The organism is Streptomyces synnematoformans, from assembly GCF_039531005.1.
Classification (GTDB): Bacteria; Actinomycetota; Actinomycetes; order Streptomycetales; family Streptomycetaceae; genus Streptomyces; species Streptomyces synnematoformans.
In genome coordinates, this window is record NZ_BAAAPF010000141.1 from 1 (window position 1) to 17,548 (window position 17,548).

Below are 17,548 nucleotides of genomic sequence, written 5' to 3' on the forward strand. Positions count from 1 at the left end.
GGCTGCGCCCCGGCGCGGCGCTGCCGCCGGGGCGGGCGCTCGCGGCGGCGCTGGCCGTGGGGCGGACGACGGTCGTCGCGGCGTACGGCGTGCTGCGCCAGGAGGGCCGGGTCGTACGGCGGCAGGGGAGCGGCACGCGCGTCGCGGAGGCGGCGCTCGTGCCGGGGCGGGCGGCGGAGACCGCGAACCCGCTCTTCCTCAACCTGCTGGAGCCGGCCGACGGCGTGATCCTGCTGAGCTGCGCCGCCCCGGACGGCCCGCCGCCCGAGCTGGTCCGGGCGTACCGCGACCTGGCCCTGCCCGCCACCGGCCTCGGCTACCACCCCGCCGGGCTGCCCGCCCTGCGCGCCGCGGTCGCCGCCCGCTACGCCGAGCGCGGCGTCCCCACCGAGCCGGGGCAGATCCTCGTCACCACCGGCGGCCAGCAGGCGCTGGCGCTGCTGACCCGGCTGTTCGTCGGCCCCGGCGACCCGGTGCTGGTCGAGGCGCCGGCGTATCCGGGGGCGCTCGACCTGTTCCGGGAGGCCGCCGCGGTGCTGCGGCCGGTGCCCGTGGGGGCGCACGGGATCGACGTGGACGCGGCGGTGCGGCTGCTGGCGGAGCACCGGCCGGCGCTGGCGTACGTCGGCTCCGTGCACCAGAACCCCACCGCCGCCGTGCTGCCCCCGCTGCGCGGGCGGCGGCTGGCGGCGGCGGCCGGGCGCTTCGGCGTGCCGCTGGTGGACGACGAGGTGGTGGCGGACCTGGCGTTCGACGGCGCGCCGCCGCCGGCGCTGGCCGGCTGCGCGGACAGCGGCGCCGAGGTGATCAGCGTCGGCTCGCTCAGCAAGGTGGTGTGGGGCGGGCTGCGCATCGGCTGGGTGCGCGCGCCCGCCGGGGTGGTCACCCGGCTCGCCCGGCTGAAGGCCGTGCACGACCTCGGCACCGACGTACCCGCCCAGCTCGCCGCCGTCTCGCTGCTGGCGGCGTACGGGCCGCTGCTCGCCCGGCGCCGCGCGGAGCTGCGCCGGGCCCACGAGCACCTGCGCGCCGAGCTGGCCCGGCTGCTGCCCTCGTGGGACTGCCCGCCGGTGCGCGGCGGGCAGACGGTGTGGCTGCGGCTGCCGTACGGGGACGGGGTGGCCTTCGCGCAGGTGGCGCTCCGGCACGGGGTCGCGGTCCTGCCCGGTGCCTGCGTGGACGCCGCCGGGGGCAGCGGCCCGTACCTGCGGCTGCACTTCTGCGCCCCGCCGGACGTGCTCACCGAGGCCGTCGAGCGGCTGGCCGCGGCCTGGACGGCGTACGACGGCGGCGTCCGCCCGGCGGTGCCCGCGGCCCTCGGCGGCATGACGGTCTGACCGGGCCGCGGCGGCCGGCCCGCGCCGCCCGCGTCAGGCGTTGTACACGTCCGCCTGCCGCGGCTCCGCGCTCTGCACCATCCCGCTGAGAGCCAGCGACCGGCCGGCGAAGCTCGTCGTGTCCACGTTGTTCTCCTCCAGCACCCGCAGCGCGGCCGCGTGGACCACGCGCAGCACCGGCGGTGCCGCGCGCAGCACGTCGTCGGCCATGAAGCGGTGCCGCCACATCTTGTCCGCCCACACGTGCCGCAGCCCGAAGGGTTCGGGGAGCTTCAGCTTGCCGCCGAGGTCGTCGAGGAGCGGCGGATACCAGGTGAACGGCGCACGGGCGGCCAGCCGCACCACCTCGCGGGAGGGCACGAGCGGCAGCGGCTTCTCCCTGGTCTCCCAGAACTTCATGCCGCTGACCGTCTTGCTCGGGCGGCCGGGCTTGCTGGTGAACAGCGGGTGCACCGGGCCCAGCGCGTGCCCCGTGACCTCGATGCGCAGCGTCTCGTGCAGCACGGTCACCGAGATCATCATGGTGATGACCAACTGGCCGTCCCAGAGCGTGAACTGCACGCCCAGATAGTGCCGGTTGCCCGCGCCGAACTGCTGCTCGTTGCAGATCCGCTGGACCTCGAAGTCCCGTACGGAATAGCCGTCGACGACCGTGCCGCCGGGCCGGGCGACCTCGCCCGCGCCCTCGCCTATCGGCGCGACGATCCAGTGCTTTATCGCGGGCGCCGGGAAGCCGCCGGTGTGCAGCGGGGTGCGCTCCAGCATGCGCAGCTGGTCGTGCACCGCCTTGACGACGTCCCAGCTGCGGAACGGGTGGATCTCGCCGCCCGACTCCTTCGGCTTGAGGTCCTCGGCGAGGTGCCAGGCGCCCCAGCGGGTGCCCATGCCGAGTATCCCCTTGGGGCCGGCGTAGAAGACGACGTTGCTGTGCTGCTCCGCCGACAGCTTGGCCAGGCCCAGCCGCAGCCGTTCCGCGCTGGCCTCGCCGGGGTTGCTCGGCACCGCCTCCGGGATCTTGGCGCCGAGGCCGCCGCCGGCGAGCAGCGCCGTCCAGTGCTCGTGCAGCCCCTTGGCGTACTTCTCGCAGATCCGGCTCGCCCAGAACCAGCCGATGATCGGCGCGATCAGCAGCCCGCGCAGATAGACGCCGAGCAGGCCGCCCAGCGGCGCCGTGAGGAACAGGTAGATCGCGGCAAGGCCGAGGATGCCCAGCAGCACGTACCCCACGGCGCCGACGCGCTTGTCCGACGCGCCGGCGAGGGTGCGGCGGAGCTGGAAGGCGCCGAGCCAGACCAGCACCCCGGGCAGGAACAGCAGCCCGAAGACGCCCGTCACCACGGTCAGCCGGGTGTCGCGCTCCTTGCGGTAGCGGTTGGCCGCCAGGCAGTGCTCCAGCACCGCCTGCGGCTCCATGCCGAACGACTGGATGAGCGGCTTGCGGCCGTCGGCGAGCATGCGCTGGGTGACCGCGCGCGCGAACGCCTCGCCCAGGTTCGGCTCGAAGAGCGAGAGCCTGCCCTTCTTGAAGTCCGACTTGGCCCAGTCGCTGTTGGCGTCGATCAGCTTGTCGACGGAGCTGTCGCGGTACGCCATGGAGGCCAGCGCGTGCGTCGCGGCCGTCTGCCCCTGGGCGCCGGAGAGCGGCACCTGCGCGCGGGGGGTGAAGTCGAACTCCGGTCCCTCTGAACCTGCCACTTCCGCCCCCAACGCCGCGCGTCCGCCCCGGTGATGGGGCCGGGCCCGCGGGCGGCGGGCCCGACCACCTACTGCCCCAGCCTAGCCGCGGTCAACCGTCGCGGGCCTGGCGATCACGGATCTTCGCCGCCAACTGCTGCGGCATCGGCTCGTGCCGGGCGTACGTCCGGTCGAACCGGCCGGTGCCGTGCGACAGCGAGCGCAGGTCCACGGCGTACCTGCCGATCTCGAACTCCGGCACCTCGGCGCGTACGAGCGTGCGCCCGCCGCCCGCCTGCTCGGTGCCGACCACGCGGCCGCGCCGCCCGGACAGGTCGCTCATCACCGGGCCCACGTACTCGTCCGCGACCAGCACGCTGATCTCGGCGACCGGCTCCAGCAGGTGGATCTGCACCTGCGCCGCGGCCTCCCGCAGCGCCAGCGCGCCCGCCGTCTGGAAGGCGGCGTCGGAGGAGTCCACCGAGTGCGCCTTGCCGTCGACGAGCGTGACCCGCACGTCGACCAGCGGGTAGCCGGTGGCCACGCCCTTCGCGGCCTGAGCGCGTACGCCCTTCTCCACCGAGGGGATGAACTGCCGCGGCACCGCGCCGCCGACCACCTTGTCCACGAACTCGATGCCCGAGCCCTCCGGCAGCGGCTCGACCTCGATGTCGCAGATGGCGTACTGCCCGTGGCCGCCGGACTGCTTCACGTGCCGCCCGCGCGCCGCGGACCGGCCCGAGAACGTCTCGCGCAGCGAGACCCTGTGGTCCACCGGGTCGACCTGCACGCCGTACCGGGTGCGCAGCCGCTCCAGCGCCACGTCGCGGTGCGCCTCGCCCAGGCACCACAGCACCAGCTGCCGGGTGGACGCGTTCTGCTCCAGCCGCATCGTCGGGTCCTCGGCGCACAGCCGCGCCAGGCCCTGCGACAGCTTGTCCTCGTCCTGCTTGGTGTGCGCCTCGATGGCCACCGGCAGCAGCGGGTCGGGCATCGCCCAGGGCGCCATCAGCAGCGGGTCGTCCTTGGCCGAGACGGTGTCGCCGGTCTCCGCGCCGTTCAGCTTGCCGACGCAGGCGATGTCGCCCGCGATCGCCGCCGCCAGCGGGCGCTGGGCCTTGCCGAAGGGGGCGGTGAGCGAGCCGATCCGCTCGTCCGTGTCGTGGTCCTCGTGCCCGCGGTCCGCCATGCCGTGCCCCGAGACGTGCACCGTCTGGTCGGGGCGCAGGGTGCCGGAGAAGACCCGCAGCAGCGACAGCCTGCCGATGTACGGGTCCGAGGAGGTCCGGACGACCTCGGCGGCCAGCGGCCCGTCCGGGTCGCAGGCCAGCTCCGCCCGCGCGGCGCCGCGCACGCTGGTGACGCCCGGGATCTCCCGCTCCAGCGGGGTGGGGAAGCCGCCGGTGACCAGCTCCAGCAGCTCCACGGTGCCCAGCCCCTGGGTGCCGCCGTCGGCGGCGGGCGCGGCGGCCAGCACCGGGTGGAACACCCCGCGTGCGACGGCCTTCTCCAGGTCCTGCACGAGCGTCTTGACCTCGACGTCCTCGCCGCCGAGGTAGCGGTCCATGAGGGATTCGTCCTCGCTCTCGGAGATGATCCCCTCGATGAGCCGGTTGCGTGCCTCCTCGATCAGCGGCAGCTCGTCCTCCCCGGGCGCGCGGTCCTTGCGGGCGCCCGAGGAGTAGTCGAAGACACGCTGGGTGAGCAGCCCGATCAGCCCGTGTACGGGCGCGTGGCCGTCCGCGCCCGGCTCCCCGAGCAGCGGCAGGTACAGCGGCAGCACGGCGTCGGGGTCGTCGCCGCCGAAGGCGTCCCGGCAGGTCCGCGTCATCTGGTCGAAGTCGGCGCTGGCCGCGTCCAGGTGCGTGACGACGATCGCGCGCGGCATCCTGACCGCCGCGCACTCCTCCCAGAGCATCCGGGTCGCGCCGTCGACGCCGTCCGCGGCCGAGACGACGAAAAGGGCCGCGTCCGCTGCCCGCAGACCGGCCCGCAGTTCCCCGACGAAATCGGCGTAGCCGGGGGTGTCCAGTAGATTGATCTTGATGCCGTCCCACTCGACCGGGACCAGCGAGAGCTGTACCGAGCGTTGCTGGCGGTGCTCGATCTCGTCGTAGTCGGACACGCAGCCGCCGTCCTCGACCCGGCCCGCCCGGCTGACGGCCCTCGTCGTCAGCGCCAGCGCCTCCACCAGCGTCGTCTTCCCGGATCCGCTATGGCCGACCAGCACCACGTTCCGAATGTCGGAGGGCCGGGCGGCCGCCGCTGCCCTGCCGGCGGCCCCGGGGTGTGCGTTCGCCTTGTCACCCATGTGTCTCGCCTCCGTCTGACACGTGCGGTGCATTCGAGCTTTGCACCGTGGCCAGACCCCGTCCATAGCACGGACGGCTTCGTACGGCCGTACGGGCCCGGCCCCACCCCGCGTACGGCCCGGCGCACGGCCCGCGCGGGCCCGTCCGGGTGCTGGCTACGATGGCTGCGCTACGTTGAGCGACTTCCACCGACGAGCCCCCGGCCTGCCGCGGGGCCCGCCGACCGGCAACCCTGGGACGGCCATGCTGAACAAGTACGCGCGTGCGATCTTCACGCGTGTCTTCAAACCCCTCGCCCTGATGCTCCTGCGCCGCGGCGTGAGCCCGGACACCGTCACCTTCGTGGGGACACTCGGCGTGATGGCGGGCGCACTGGCCTTCTTCCCCCGCGGGGAGTTCTTCTGGGGCACGCTGATCATCACCTTCTTCGTCTTCTCCGACCTGATCGACGGCACCATGGCCCGCGAGTCCGGCCGCTCCAGCCGCTGGGGCGCCTTCCTGGACTCGACGCTCGACCGGGCGGCGGACTCCGCCGTCTTCGGCGGCATCGCGCTGTGGTACGCGGGCGACGGCGACGACCTGATGATGTGCGCGGTGGCGATCTTCTGCCTGGCCGGCGGCCAGGTGGTGTCGTACACCAAGGCGCGCGGCGAGAGCATCGGGCTGCCGGTGAAGGTCAACGGCCTGATGGAGCGGGCCGACCGGCTGGTGATCACCCTGGTCCTCGCCGGCTTCGCGGGCATGGAGCGCGCCTTCGGCATCCCGCACATCGGCATCCTGCTGCCCATCGCGCTGTGGGCGGTCGCCGCGGGCAGCGCCGTCACGCTCTTCCAGCGGATGGTGACCGTCCACCGGGAGGCCGCCGAGAAGGACGCCGAGGACCCGCTGCCGCCGCCCGCGCCGCGCGGCGGCCCGCCGCGGCCGCCCTCGGCAGACGCAGGCGCGCCCGCGGACCAGGACCGCGCGTGAGGGAGCGCCTGACCGACGGGATGTACGGCCTGGGCTGGGCGGCCGTGAAACGGCTGCCCGAGCCCGCCGCCGCCGCCCTCGGCAGGCGCATCGCCGACACCGCCTGGCGGCGCGACGGCAAGGGCGTACGGCGGCTGAGGTCGAACCTCGCCCGCGTGGTCCCGGACGCCGGGCCCGAGCGGCTGGCCGCGCTCACCCGGGCCGGGATGCGCTCGTACATGCGCTACTGGATGGAGTCCTTCCGGCTGCCCGCCTGGAGCCGGCAGCGCATCCGGGAGGGCTTCGACCCCAAGGACGTGCACCGGCTGGAGGACGGCCTCGCCGGCGACACCGGCGTGATCCTCGCGCTGCCGCACATGGGCAACTGGGACCTGGCCGGCGCCTGGGTCACCACCAAGCTCGGCGTGCCCTTCACCACCGTGCAGGAGCGGCTGAAGCCGGAGTCGCTGTACGACCGCTTCGTCGCGTACCGCGAGAGCCTGGGCATGGAGGTCCTGGCGCACGGCGGCGCGAGCGCCTTCGGCACCCTCGCCCGGCGGCTGCGCGACGGCGGGCTGGTCTGCCTGGTAGCCGACCGCGACCTGTCCGCCGCCGGCGTCGAGGTCGACTTCTTCGGCGCCGCCGCGCGCATGCCCGCCGGCCCCGCGCTGCTCGCCCAGCAGACCGGCGCGCTGCTGCTGCCCGTCACGCTCTGGTACGACGACTCGCCCGTGCTGCAGGGCAGGGTGCACCCGCCGGTGGAGGTGCCCGCCGGCGGCACCCGCGCCGCGAAGACCGCCGCCATGACGCAGGCCATGGCCGACGACTTCGCCGCCGGCATCGCCGGGCACCCGCAGGACTGGCACATGCTGCAGCGCTTCTGGCTGGACGACCTCGCGGGCGGGGCGCCGCGGTGAGGGTCGGGATCGTCTGTCCGTACTCGTGGGAGACGCCCGGAGGGGTGCAGTTCCACGTACGCGACCTGACCGAGCACCTGCGCGCCGCCGGCCACGAGGTCTCCGTCCTGGCGCCCGCGGACGACGACACGCCGCTGCCCGGCTACGTCGTCTGGGCCGGCCGGGCCGTCCCCGTGCCGTACAACGGATCCGTGGCGCGCATCAACTTCGGCTTCCTGTCCGCCGCCCGGGTGCGCCGCTGGGTGCGCGACGGCGACTTCGACGTGCTGCACATCCACGAGCCGGCCGCCCCGTCGCTCGCGCTGCTGGCCTGCTGGGCGGCGAAGGGGCCGATCGTGGCCACGTTCCACATGTCCAACCCGCGCTCCCGCGGCATGATCGCCGCGTACCCGATCCTGCAGTCGGCGCTGGAGAAGATCAGCGCCCGGATCGCGGTCAGCGAGTACGCGCGCCGCACGGTCGTGGAGCACCTGGGCGGCGACGCCGTCGTCATCCCCAACGGCGTCGACGTGGGCTTCTTCGCCGGGGCCGAGCCGAAGGCCGAGTGGCAGGGCCGCACGCTGGGGTTCATCGGCCGCATCGACGAGCCGCGCAAGGGGCTGCCGGTGCTGATGGAGGCGTTCCCGCGGATCCTGGAGCGGGTGCCGGACGCCCGCCTGCTGGTCGCCGGGCGCGGCGACCCGGCGGAGGTGGCCGCGCACCTGGCGCCCGGGGTGCGGGAGCGGGTGGAGTTCCTGGGGATGGTCGACGACGAGGACAAGGCGCGGCTGCTGCGCAGCGTCGACCTGTACGTCGCGCCGAACACCGGCGGCGAGTCGTTTGGGATCATCCTCGTCGAGGCGATGTCGGCCGGTGCGCCGGTGCTCGCCGCCGACCTCGACGCGTTCGTCCAGGTGCTGGACGGCGGCACGGCCGGGGAGGTCTTCGCCCGCGAGGACGCCGGGGACCTGGCCGAGCGGGCGGCGGGGCTGCTGCTGGACGACGCCCGCCGGGCCGGGCTGCGCCGGCGCGGCAGCCGGCACGTGCAGCGGTTCGACTGGTCGACGGTCGGCGCGGACATCCTCGCGGTGTACGAGACGGTGACGCAGGGCGCCGCGTCGGTCGCGGAGGACGAGCGCGCCGGCCGCTGGGCCCGCTTCGGCCCCGCCCGCGACCGGGAGGCGTGACCCGTGACGACCCCGCTGACGCTCCTTCTCGTCGCGGTCGCGCTCTGCCTGGTCGGCGTCTACCTGAGCTGGACCGCCGGCCGGCTCGACCGGCTGCACACCCGTATCGACGCCACCAAGGCGGCCCTCGACGCCCAGCTGCTCCGGCGCGCCTCGGTGGCGCAGGAGCTGGCCACCAGCGGCCTGCTCGACCCGGCCGCCTCGATCGTGCTCTACGAGGCCGCGCACGCCGCCCGGCAGGCGGAGGAGGACCAGCGCGAGGTCGCCGAGAGCGAGCTGAGCCAGGCCCTGCGGGCGGTGTTCGAGGCGCCGGAGCAGGTGGAGGCGGTGCGCGGGGCGCCGGGCGGCGAGGAGGCCGTGCACGAGCTGGCGGAGGCCGCGCGGCGGGTGCCGATGGCGCGGCGCTTCCACAACGACGCCGTACGGGCGGCGCGGGCGCTGCGGCGGCACCGCAAGGTGCGCTGGTTCCGGCTGGCCGGGCACGCGCCGTTCCCGCTGGCGGTCGAGATGGACGACGAGCCGCCGCCGGCGCTGACCGACCGCGCCCCCGCGGCCTGACCCGCCGGGCGCGACGGCCACAGCCTTGCGATTGGCTCTTTCCCGGCCCCTCCCGCCTGGGGTTTCCTTGACGGTGGCGCGCGCTCGGGCCGCGGTCCGAACGTGTTTACGATAGAGATACCGCACCCCGCGTCGCGTATACGTCCACACCGCACCCCTTCACCCCAGCGAGGTTCCACCGTGTCCAGCACGCCCAGCTCCGCCCCCCAGCCCTCGGCTCCCGAGACCGGCACCGCCCGCGTCAAGCGCGGCATGGCCGAGCAGCTCAAGGGCGGCGTGATCATGGACGTCGTCACGCCCGAGCAGGCGAAGGTCGCCGAGGACGCGGGCGCCGTCGCGGTCATGGCCCTGGAGCGGGTCCCCGCCGACATCCGCAAGGACGGCGGCGTGGCGCGCATGTCGGACCCCGACATGATCGAGGGCATCATCGAGGCCGTCTCCATCCCCGTGATGGCCAAGTCCCGCATCGGCCACTTCGTCGAGGCCCAGGTCCTGCAGGCGCTCGACGTGGACTACATCGACGAGTCCGAGGTGCTCACCCCCGCCGACGAGGTCAACCACTCCGACAAGTGGGCCTTCACCACCCCCTTCGTCTGCGGCGCCACCAACCTGGGCGAGGCCCTGCGCCGGATCGCCGAGGGCGCCGCGATGATCCGCTCCAAGGGCGAGGCCGGCACCGGGAACGTCGTCGAGGCCGTCCGCCACCTGCGCCAGATCAAGAACGAGATCGGCGCCCTGCGCGGCCTCGACAACCACGAGCTGTACGCCGCGGCCAAGGAGCTGCGCGCCCCGTACGAGCTGGTCGCCGAGGTGGCGCGGCTCGGCAGGCTGCCCGTCGTGCTGTTCTCCGCCGGCGGCGTCGCCACCCCCGCCGACGCCGCGCTGATGCGGCAGCTCGGCGCCGAGGGCGTCTTCGTCGGCTCCGGCATCTTCAAGTCCGGCGACCCGGCCAGGCGCGCCTCCGCCATCGTCAAGGCCGCCACCTTCTACGACGACCCGAAGGTCGTCGCGGACGCCTCGCGCGACCTCGGCGAGGCCATGGTCGGCATCAACCTCGACACCCTGGACGACTCCGAGCGCTACGCCGGCCGGGGCTGGTGAGGACGGCCCGTATGGACACCGCCGTCATCGGCGTGCTCGCCCTCCAGGGCGACGTGCGCGAGCACCTGGCCGCCCTGGCCGCGGCCGGCGCGCGGGCGGTGCCGGTGCGCCGGCCGGCGGAGCTGGCGGAGGTGTCCGGCCTGGTCGTCCCCGGTGGCGAGTCCACCACGATGTCCAAGCTGGCCGTCGCCTTCGGCCTGCTGGAGCCGCTGCGCGCCCGGGTGCGCGCGGGCATGCCCGCGTACGGCTCCTGCGCCGGCATGATCATGCTCGCCGACAAGATCCTCGACCCGCGCTCCGGCCAGGAGACCGTCGGCGGCATCGACATGATCGTGCGGCGCAACGCCTTCGGGCGGCAGAACGAGTCGTTCGAGGTGCCGCTGGACATGGCCGGCGTCCCCGGCGGCCCCGTGCACGGCGTCTTCATCCGGGCGCCGTGGGTGGAGTCCACCGGCGCCGGGGTGGAGCGGCTGGCGGAGGTCGACGGGCACGCCGTCGCGGTCCGGCAGGGCCCGCTGCTGGCGACGTCGTTCCATCCCGAGCTGACCGGCGACCACCGCGTGCACGCCCTCTTCGCCGATATGGTGCGCCGGGCGGGATGACCGCCACCGGTAGGATCGACGAGTTCGTTGTCGTAGTCGAATGCGCGGAACGCGGAATGGAGCGGGGCTGTGTCCGGCCACTCTAAGTGGGCAACCACCAAGCACAAGAAGGCCGTGATCGATGCCAAGCGAGGAAAGCTCTTCGCCAAGCTGATCAAGAACGTCGAGGTCGCGGCGCGGCAGGGGGGACCCGACCCGGACGGCAATCCCACGCTGTACGACGCGATCCAGAAGGCAAAGAAGCAGTCCGTCCCGAACAAGAACATCGACAGTGCGGTCAAGCGCGGTGCGGGTCTGGAAGCGGGCGGCGCCGAATACGAGACGATCATGTACGAGGGCTACGGGCCCAACGGCGTGGCGGTCCTCGTCGAGTGCCTGACGGACAACCGCAACCGCGCCGCCTCCGACGTCCGCGTCGCCATGACCCGCAACGGCGGCTCCATGGCCGACCCCGGCTCCGTGGCGTACCTGTTCCACCGCAAGGGCGTGGTCATCGTCCCCAAGGGCGAGCTGGGCGAGGACGACGTGCTGGCCGCCGTGCTGGACGCCGGCGCCGAGGAGGTCAACGACCTCGGGGAGTCCTTCGAGGTGCTCAGCGAGGCCGGCGACATGGTCGCGGTCCGCACCGCCCTGCAGGACGCCGGGATCGACTACGACTCCGCGGAGGCCAACTTCGTCCCCACCATGCAGGTGGAGCTGGACGAGGAGGGGGCCCGGAAGATCTTCCGGCTCATCGACGCCCTGGAGGACAGCGACGACGTGCAGAACGTCTTCGCCAACTTCGACGTCTCCGACGAGGTCATGGAGCAGGTCTCGGCCTGAGCCGTACGAGCACGCCGGCGCGCCGGCCGGGCGGGGCCCGCGGGGCGGCGACATCCCGCGGGCCCTTCGGCTGCGGTGTCGGTGCCGGCCGGTAGCCTGCACACACGTACGCGCGCAGACGAGAGGGGGGCCGGTGCGGGTGCTGGGAGTGGACCCGGGGCTGACGCGGTGCGGCGTCGGCGTCGTCGACGGGGCGCCGGGCCGGGCGCTGCGCATGGTCGCCGCCGGCGTCGTGCGCACCTCTTCCGGCGCCCCGACCGCCGAGCGGCTGCTGCTCATCGAGCGCGGCGTCGAGGAGTGGCTCGACGCGCACGAGCCCGCCGCCGTCGCCGTGGAGCGCGTCTTCAGCCAGCACAACGTACGCACCGTGATGGGCACCGCCCAGGCCAGCGCCGTCGCCATCCTCTGCGCCGCGCGCCGCGGCCTGCCCGTCGCGCTGCACACCCCCAGCGAGGTCAAGGCCGCCGTCACCGGCTCGGGACGCGCGGACAAGGCGCAGGTCGGTGCCATGGTCACCCGGCTGCTGCGGCTCGACGCCCCGCCCCGGCCCGCCGACGCCGCCGACGCGCTGGCCCTGGCCATCTGCCACCTGTGGCGCGCCCCCGCGCACGACCGGCTGCGGCGTGCGCGGGCGCCGGCCGCGCCGCCGCGCGCCGCCCGCGAGATCCGGAGAGGCCCCGCATGATCGCCTTCGTCAGCGGCCCCGTCGCCGCCCTCGCCCCCGACGCCGCGGTCATCGAGGTCGGCGGCGTCGGCATCGCCGTGCAGTGCACGCCCGACACCCTGTCCCGGCTGCGCGTCGGCACGGACGCGCGGCTGGCCACGTCCCTCGTCGTCCGGGAGGACTCCCTCACCCTCTACGGGTTCGCCGACGACGACGAGCGCCAGGTCTTCGAGCTGCTGCAGACCGCCAGCGGCGTCGGCCCCCGGCTGGCCCAGGCCATGCTCGCCGTGCACAGCCCCGACGCGCTCCGCCTCGCCGTCTCCACCGGCGACGAGAAGCCGCTGACCGCCGTCCCCGGCATCGGCAAGAAGGGCGCGCAGAAGCTGCTGCTGGAGCTGAAGGACCGGCTCGGCGAGCCGCTGGGCGGCGGCGGCCCCGCCGCCCGGGAGGCCGGCGCCGCCCCGGCCGCCGGCTGGCGCGAGCAGCTGCACACCGCGCTCACCGGCCTGGGATACGCGCCGCGCGAGGCCGACGAGGCCGTCACCGCCGTCGCCCCGCAGGCGGAGGAGAGCGGCGCCGCGCCCCCGCCGCTGCCGCAGCTGCTGCGCGCCGCCCTGCAGACCCTGAACCGCGCCCGATGACGGCGCCGCCCGGCGCCCGCCGCGCACCGCGCACCGAACAAGCACCCCCACCACGACGGACGGATCCACGATGACCTGGGAGGACGCCGACCCGCGGCTGGTGGACTCGGCCGCCGACGCCGACGACCGGGCGGTGGAGACCGCGCTGCGCCCGAAGGACCTCGCCGAGTTCGTCGGCCAGGAGCGGGTCCGCGAGCAGCTCGACCTGGTGCTGCGCGCCGCCCGCCAGCGCGGCGGCGCCGCCGACCACGTGCTGCTCTCCGGCGCCCCGGGCCTGGGCAAGACCACCCTCGCGATGATCGTCGCCGCCGAGATGGCCGCCCCCATCCGCATCACCTCCGGCCCCGCCATCCAGCACGCCGGCGACCTGGCCGCGATCCTCTCCTCGCTCCAGGAGGGCGAGGTGCTCTTCCTCGACGAGCTGCACCGCATGTCCCGGCCCGCCGAGGAGATGCTCTACATGGCGATGGAGGACCTCCGCGTCGACGTCGTCGTCGGTAAGGGCCCCGGCGCCACCGCCATCCCGCTGGAGCTGCCCCCCTTCACCCTCGTCGGCGCCACCACCCGGGCCGGGCTGCTGCCCCCGCCGCTCCGCGACCGCTTCGGCTTCACCGGCCACATGGAGTTCTACGCGCCCGCCGAGCTGGAGCGCGTCCTGCACCGCTCCGCGCACCTGCTCGACGTCGAGGTCGACGCCGCCGGCGCCGCCGAGATCGCCGGCCGCTCCCGCGGCACACCCCGGATCGCGAACCGCCTGCTGCGCCGGGTGCGGGACTACGCCCAGGTCAAGGCCGACGGCGTGATCACGCGCGAGATCGCCGCCCGCGGCCTGGAGGTCTACGAGGTGGACGACCGCGGCCTCGACCGTCTCGACCGCGCCGTCCTCGGCGCCCTGCTCAAGCTCTTCTCCGGCGGCCCCGTCGGGCTGTCCACGCTGGCCGTGGCGGTGGGGGAGGAGCGGGAGACAGTCGAGGAGGTCGCCGAGCCCTTCCTCGTCCGCGAAGGGCTGCTCGCCCGCACCCCGCGCGGCCGCGTCGCCACCCCGGCGGCCTGGGCCCACCTGGGCCTCACCCCCCCGCAGCCCGGCGGCGGCATGCAGCAGACCGCCTTCTGAGCCTCCCGGCGGCCGCCGGGACGGCCCGGGGGCCGCCGCCACCGGAACCCGGGTGGCATGCTGGGCGTTGTTCACACGGCGGAACTCGCTTAGACTCCGCCGACGCCTTCCGCAACGGAGGGCACCCCCGCCCCCCAGAACGAGGCCGTGGCGAACGCGGTCATACGAAGGAAACCCGGACACCGTGGATATCACGATTCTCTTGCCGTTCATCGTGCTCATCGGGGCGATGTTCCTGATGACCCGCTCGGCAAAGAACAAGCAGCGCCAGATGATGAGCATGCGGGACCAACTGCAGCCGGGCAGCGGCGTGCGGACCGTCGGCGGCATGTACGCCACGGTCAAGGAGGTCCACGAGGACACCATCCTGCTGGAGGTGGCCCCGGGAGTGCACGCGATCTACGCGAAGAACTCCGTCGGCGCCGTCCTGGACGACGCCGAGTACAACCGCATCGTGCACGGCGCTCCGGAGTTCGACGACGAGGAGATCACCGCGCCCGACGACGCCTCCTCGCTGACCGGCTCCGCCGACGGTGACGACGCGGACGACGAGGAGAAGGCGGACAAGATCGACCTCGGCAAGGGGGAGGACGCCGAGGGCGCCACCGCCGACGCCGACGGCGAGGACGCCGCCGACGAGGACGGGAAGAAGAACGGCGGCTCCGCCGCGAAGTGACCGCGGCCCCGGCGGCGGCCCCGTGCCACGTGCGGAGGCGCCGCCGGCCGCGGTGAACGGGGTACCGGTCACTTTTCGCCTCGCGGTACCGCGGGGCTACACTTCGTGACCGCGCGACGAGCCGCGCCGCGCGGTGTCTGGACAGGAGAATCGAGAAGGTGGCAGCACCGAAAACGGGCCGCAGGTCCCAGGGATCGCACGGCAGGCCCTGGCGACCCCTGCTGCTCATCCTGACCGCGATCGCCGCGCTCACCGGTGGGATGTTCCTCTCCGGGCAGACCACCCCGCGCCTCGGCATCGACCTCGCCGGCGGCACCAGCATCACGCTGGAGGCCAAGACCCAGCCGGGCAGCGAGAACGCGATCAACTCCACCAACATGGACACCGCGGTCAACATCATCGAGCGCCGCGTCAACGGCCTCGGTGTGCAGGAGGCGGAAGTCCAGACCCAGGGCGACCGGCACATCATCGTCAACATCCCCAAGGGCACCGACCAGAAGACGGCGCGGGAGCAGGTGGGCACCACCGCGCGGCTGTTCTTCCGCCCCGTGCTGACGTACGAGGTGAACGAGCCCCCCACGCCGTCGCCGAGCCCCTCCGAGTCCGGCGACAAGGACAAGGGCTCCGGGGACAAGGACAAGGACAAGGGCGACGACGCCTCCGGCTCGCCCTCCCCGTCCGAGACCGCCTCCGACGAGGCGAGCCCCGGCGACGACGCCACCGAGCAGGGCCGGGCCCTGTCCGAGGGCCTCGCGCAGGCCGACGACTCGCCCAGCCCGCCCGCCTCCTCGCCGCCCGCCGAGACGCCGCAGCCGCCGGCCGAGCAGGCGCCCACCGGCCAGATCCCCGCCGACGTCCAGAAGAAGCTCGACAGGCTGGACTGCTCCGACCCCGAGGAGCGGACCAAGATCGGCGAGAACGCCAAGCCGACCGACACCGTCGTCGCCTGCGACACCGACGGCGCGTACAAGTACGCGCTGGGCCCGGCCGAGGTCGAGGGCACGGACGTCGACGACGCCTCCGCCACGTACGACGCCCAGCAGGGCTCCGGCTGGATCGTGCAGCTGGAGTTCAGCGACAAGGGCTCCGACAAGTTCGCCGACGTCACCGGCAAGCTCGCCGCCCAGGCCCCGCCGAACAACCAGTTCGCCATCGAGCTGGACGGCGAGGTCGTCTCCGCCCCCTCGGTCGACGAGTCCATCACCGGCGGCCGGGCGCAGATCTCCGGCAGCTTCAACCAGGAGTCGGCCGAGGAACTGGCCAACGTCCTGTCGTACGGCGCGCTGCCGCTGTCCTTCGAGGAGTCCGAGGTCACCACCGTCTCGCCGGCGCTCGGCGACCAGCAGCTGGAGGCCGGCCTCATCGCCGGCGCCGTCGGGCTGGCGCTGGTGATCATCTACCTCGTCGCGTACTACCGCGGGCTGGCCCTGGTGGCCGTCGTCAGCCTCATGGTCTCCGGCGCCCTCACCTACACGATCATGTCGCTGCTCGGCCCCGGCATCGGCTTCGCGCTGAACCTCCCGGCGGTCTGCGGCGCGATCGTCGCGATCGGCATCACCGCCGACTCGTTCATCGTCTACTTCGAGCGCATCCGCGACGAGATCCGCGAGGGCCGCACCCTGCGCCCTGCGGTGGAGCGCGGCTGGCCGCGGGCCCGGCGCACCATCCTGGTGTCCGACTTCGTGTCGTTCCTTGCCGCGGCCGTGCTCTTCTCCGTCACCGTCGGCAAGGTGCAGGGCTTCGCCTTCACGCTGGGCCTGACCACCCTCCTCGACGTCGTCGTGGTCTTCCTCTTCACCAAGCCGGTGATGACCATCCTCGCCCGGAAGCGCTTCTTCGCCGACGGACACCCGTGGTCCGGGCTCGATCCCCGCAGGCTGGGAGCCAGGCCACCGCTGCGCGGCCGCCCGCGCCGCGTCGCCGCCGCCGGCCCCGTCAACCCGAAGGAGGTCTGAGATGTCGCGCCTCGGCAGCCTCGGCGCCCGGCTCTACCGCGGTGAGGCCGGCTACGACTTCGTCGGCAAGCGGTTCCTCTGGTACGGCGTCTCCGTCCTCATCACGATCATCGCGATCGCGGGCTTCATGATCCGCGGCCTGAACATGGGCATCGAGTTCGAGGGCGGCGCGGTCTTCACGACCCCGTCGTCGCAGACCTCGGTCGAGGAGGCGCGGGAAGTCGCCGAGGAGGTCTCCGGGCACCAGGCCATCGTGCAGGAGCTGGGCAACGACAAGCTCCGGATCCAGGTCGCCAGCGTCGAGACGCAGCAGGCCGACGAGGTCCGGGCGGCGCTCGCCGAGGAGCTGGGCGTCGACCAGCAGCGGATCAACAACCAGCTCGTCGGCCCGAGCTGGGGCGAGCACATCGCGAACAAGGCGTGGCAGGGCCTCGGGATCTTCATGGTCCTCGTGGTGATCTATCTCGCCATCGCCTTCGAGTGGCGCATGGCCATGGCGGCGCTCATCGCACTGATCCACGACCTGACGATCACCGTCGGCGTCTACACGATCGTCGGCTTCGAGGTCACCCCGGGCACGGTCATCGGCCTGCTGACCATCCTCGGTTACTCGCTGTACGACACGGTGGTGGTCTTCGACGGCCTGAAGGAGAGCACGAAGGGCATCACCAAACAGACGGCCTTCACCTACCGCGAGGCCGCCAACCGCAGCCTCAACGGCACGCTCGTACGCTCCATCAACACCTCCGTCGTGGCCCTGCTGCCGGTCGCCGGCCTGCTGTTCATCGGCGGCGGCGTGCTCGGCGGCGGCATGCTCAACGACATCGCGCTGTCCCTGTTCGTCGGCCTGGCGGCCGGCGCGTACTCCTCGATCTTCATCGCCACCCCGCTGGTGGTCGACTTCAAGGAGCGCGACCCCGCCATACAGGCGCACAACAAGCGGGTGGCGGCCCGCCGCGCCGCCGACGCCCGCGCCGCCGCCCGCGGCGAGAAGGTGCCGGCCCGGCACGAGGACGAGCGCGGCGGCCCGGCCGCCGACGACGAGGACGCCGAGCCGGCGG

The 17,548-nt window shown here is 73.9% G+C and carries 16 protein-coding genes; 14 read left to right on the forward strand and 2 right to left on the reverse strand.

What is annotated here, in order from left to right; translation table 11 throughout:
• On the forward strand, positions 1-1,337 hold a 1,337-nt coding region (locus ABD317_RS20445; protein ID WP_344291398.1), incomplete at its 5' end, for an aminotransferase-like domain-containing protein.
• Positions 1,338-1,370: 33 nt separating this feature from the next.
• Here ABD317_RS20445 and ABD317_RS20450 read toward each other — a convergent pair.
• The gene (locus ABD317_RS20450; protein ID WP_344291412.1) at positions 1,371-2,984 is read right to left on the reverse strand and encodes a hypothetical protein; all 1,614 of its coding nucleotides are present in this window, start codon (positions 2,982-2,984) and stop codon (positions 1,371-1,373) included.
• A gap of 139 nt (positions 2,985-3,123) precedes the next feature.
• Complete coding sequence (locus ABD317_RS20455; protein ID WP_344291399.1) at positions 3,124-5,322, reverse strand: elongation factor G-like protein EF-G2; 2,199 nt, start codon at positions 5,320-5,322, stop codon at positions 3,124-3,126.
• A 244-nt stretch (positions 5,323-5,566) separates the two neighbouring features.
• Here ABD317_RS20455 and pgsA point away from each other — a divergent pair, with 244 nt between their 5' ends.
• The 13 genes from pgsA to secF form a co-directional block, all read left to right on the forward strand.
• Positions 5,567-6,292: a phosphatidylinositol phosphate synthase gene (gene pgsA, locus ABD317_RS20460; protein ID WP_344291400.1), complete on the forward strand. Its 726-nt coding sequence runs from the start codon at positions 5,567-5,569 to the stop codon at positions 6,290-6,292.
• Between the two features lie 20 nt (positions 6,293-6,312).
• Positions 6,313-7,188, forward strand: a complete 876-nt coding sequence (locus ABD317_RS20465; RefSeq protein WP_344291413.1) for a phosphatidylinositol mannoside acyltransferase — start codon at positions 6,313-6,315, stop codon at positions 7,186-7,188.
• A complete protein-coding gene (locus ABD317_RS20470) occupies positions 7,185-8,354 on the forward strand; it encodes a glycosyltransferase (protein WP_027757212.1) in 1,170 nt (389 codons plus the stop codon). Before ABD317_RS20465 ends, ABD317_RS20470 begins: the two co-directional genes overlap by 4 nt.
• 3 nt (positions 8,355-8,357) lie before the next feature.
• On the forward strand, positions 8,358-8,912 hold the full coding sequence (locus tag ABD317_RS20475) for a membrane protein (protein WP_027757213.1): 555 nt from the start codon (positions 8,358-8,360) through the stop codon (positions 8,910-8,912).
• Positions 8,913-9,092: 180 nt separating this feature from the next.
• The gene (pdxS, locus tag ABD317_RS20480; RefSeq protein ID WP_344291401.1) at positions 9,093-10,013 is read left to right on the forward strand and encodes a pyridoxal 5'-phosphate synthase lyase subunit PdxS; all 921 of its coding nucleotides are present in this window, start codon (positions 9,093-9,095) and stop codon (positions 10,011-10,013) included.
• A gap of 11 nt (positions 10,014-10,024) precedes the next feature.
• Positions 10,025-10,615 carry a pyridoxal 5'-phosphate synthase glutaminase subunit PdxT gene (gene pdxT / locus ABD317_RS20485; RefSeq protein ID WP_344291403.1) on the forward strand — a complete coding sequence of 197 codons (591 nt, stop codon included), beginning with the start codon at positions 10,025-10,027 and terminating at the stop codon, positions 10,613-10,615.
• A gap of 69 nt (positions 10,616-10,684) precedes the next feature.
• Positions 10,685-11,437, forward strand: coding sequence for a YebC/PmpR family DNA-binding transcriptional regulator (locus tag ABD317_RS20490; RefSeq protein ID WP_344291404.1), 753 nt, complete (start codon positions 10,685-10,687; stop codon positions 11,435-11,437).
• Positions 11,438-11,570: 133 nt separating this feature from the next.
• Positions 11,571-12,122 (forward strand): crossover junction endodeoxyribonuclease RuvC, encoded by a 552-nt coding sequence (gene ruvC / locus ABD317_RS20495; protein ID WP_344291406.1) that lies wholly within the window; start codon positions 11,571-11,573, stop codon positions 12,120-12,122.
• Positions 12,119-12,742 (forward strand): Holliday junction branch migration protein RuvA, encoded by a 624-nt coding sequence (ruvA, locus tag ABD317_RS20500; protein ID WP_344291407.1) that lies wholly within the window; start codon positions 12,119-12,121, stop codon positions 12,740-12,742. The genes ruvC and ruvA overlap by 4 nt, the downstream gene beginning before the upstream one ends.
• A 70-nt stretch (positions 12,743-12,812) precedes the next feature.
• Positions 12,813-13,856 (forward strand): Holliday junction branch migration DNA helicase RuvB, encoded by a 1,044-nt coding sequence (gene ruvB / locus ABD317_RS20505; RefSeq protein ID WP_027757219.1) that lies wholly within the window; start codon positions 12,813-12,815, stop codon positions 13,854-13,856.
• 184 nt (positions 13,857-14,040) lie between these two features.
• Positions 14,041-14,532, forward strand: a complete 492-nt coding sequence (gene yajC / locus ABD317_RS20510) for a preprotein translocase subunit YajC (RefSeq protein WP_344291408.1) — start codon at positions 14,041-14,043, stop codon at positions 14,530-14,532.
• Between the two features lie 158 nt (positions 14,533-14,690).
• Positions 14,691-16,487, forward strand: a complete 1,797-nt coding sequence (secD, locus tag ABD317_RS20515; protein WP_344291409.1) for a protein translocase subunit SecD — start codon at positions 14,691-14,693, stop codon at positions 16,485-16,487.
• 1 nt (position 16,488) lies between these two features.
• Positions 16,489-17,548: protein translocase subunit SecF (gene secF, locus ABD317_RS20520; RefSeq protein WP_344291411.1), on the forward strand; the 1,060-nt coding region annotated here is incomplete at its 3' end.

Bases quoted from the DNA above. Each gene is read 5' to 3' on its own strand.
- pgsA (WP_344291400.1), top strand. From the start codon at position 5,567: ATGCTGAACAAGTACGCGCGTGCGATCTTCACGCGTGTCTTCAAACCC.
- ruvB (WP_027757219.1), top strand. From the start codon at position 12,813: ATGACCTGGGAGGACGCCGACCCGCGGCTGGTGGACTCGGCCGCCGAC.
- ABD317_RS20465 (WP_344291413.1), top strand. From the start codon at position 6,313: ATGTACGGCCTGGGCTGGGCGGCCGTGAAACGGCTGCCCGAGCCCGCC.
- pdxT (WP_344291403.1), top strand. From the start codon at position 10,025: ATGGACACCGCCGTCATCGGCGTGCTCGCCCTCCAGGGCGACGTGCGC.
- ABD317_RS20455 (WP_344291399.1), bottom strand. From the start codon at position 5,322: ATGGGTGACAAGGCGAACGCACACCCCGGGGCCGCCGGCAGGGCAGCG.
- ruvA (WP_344291407.1), top strand. From the start codon at position 12,119: ATGATCGCCTTCGTCAGCGGCCCCGTCGCCGCCCTCGCCCCCGACGCC.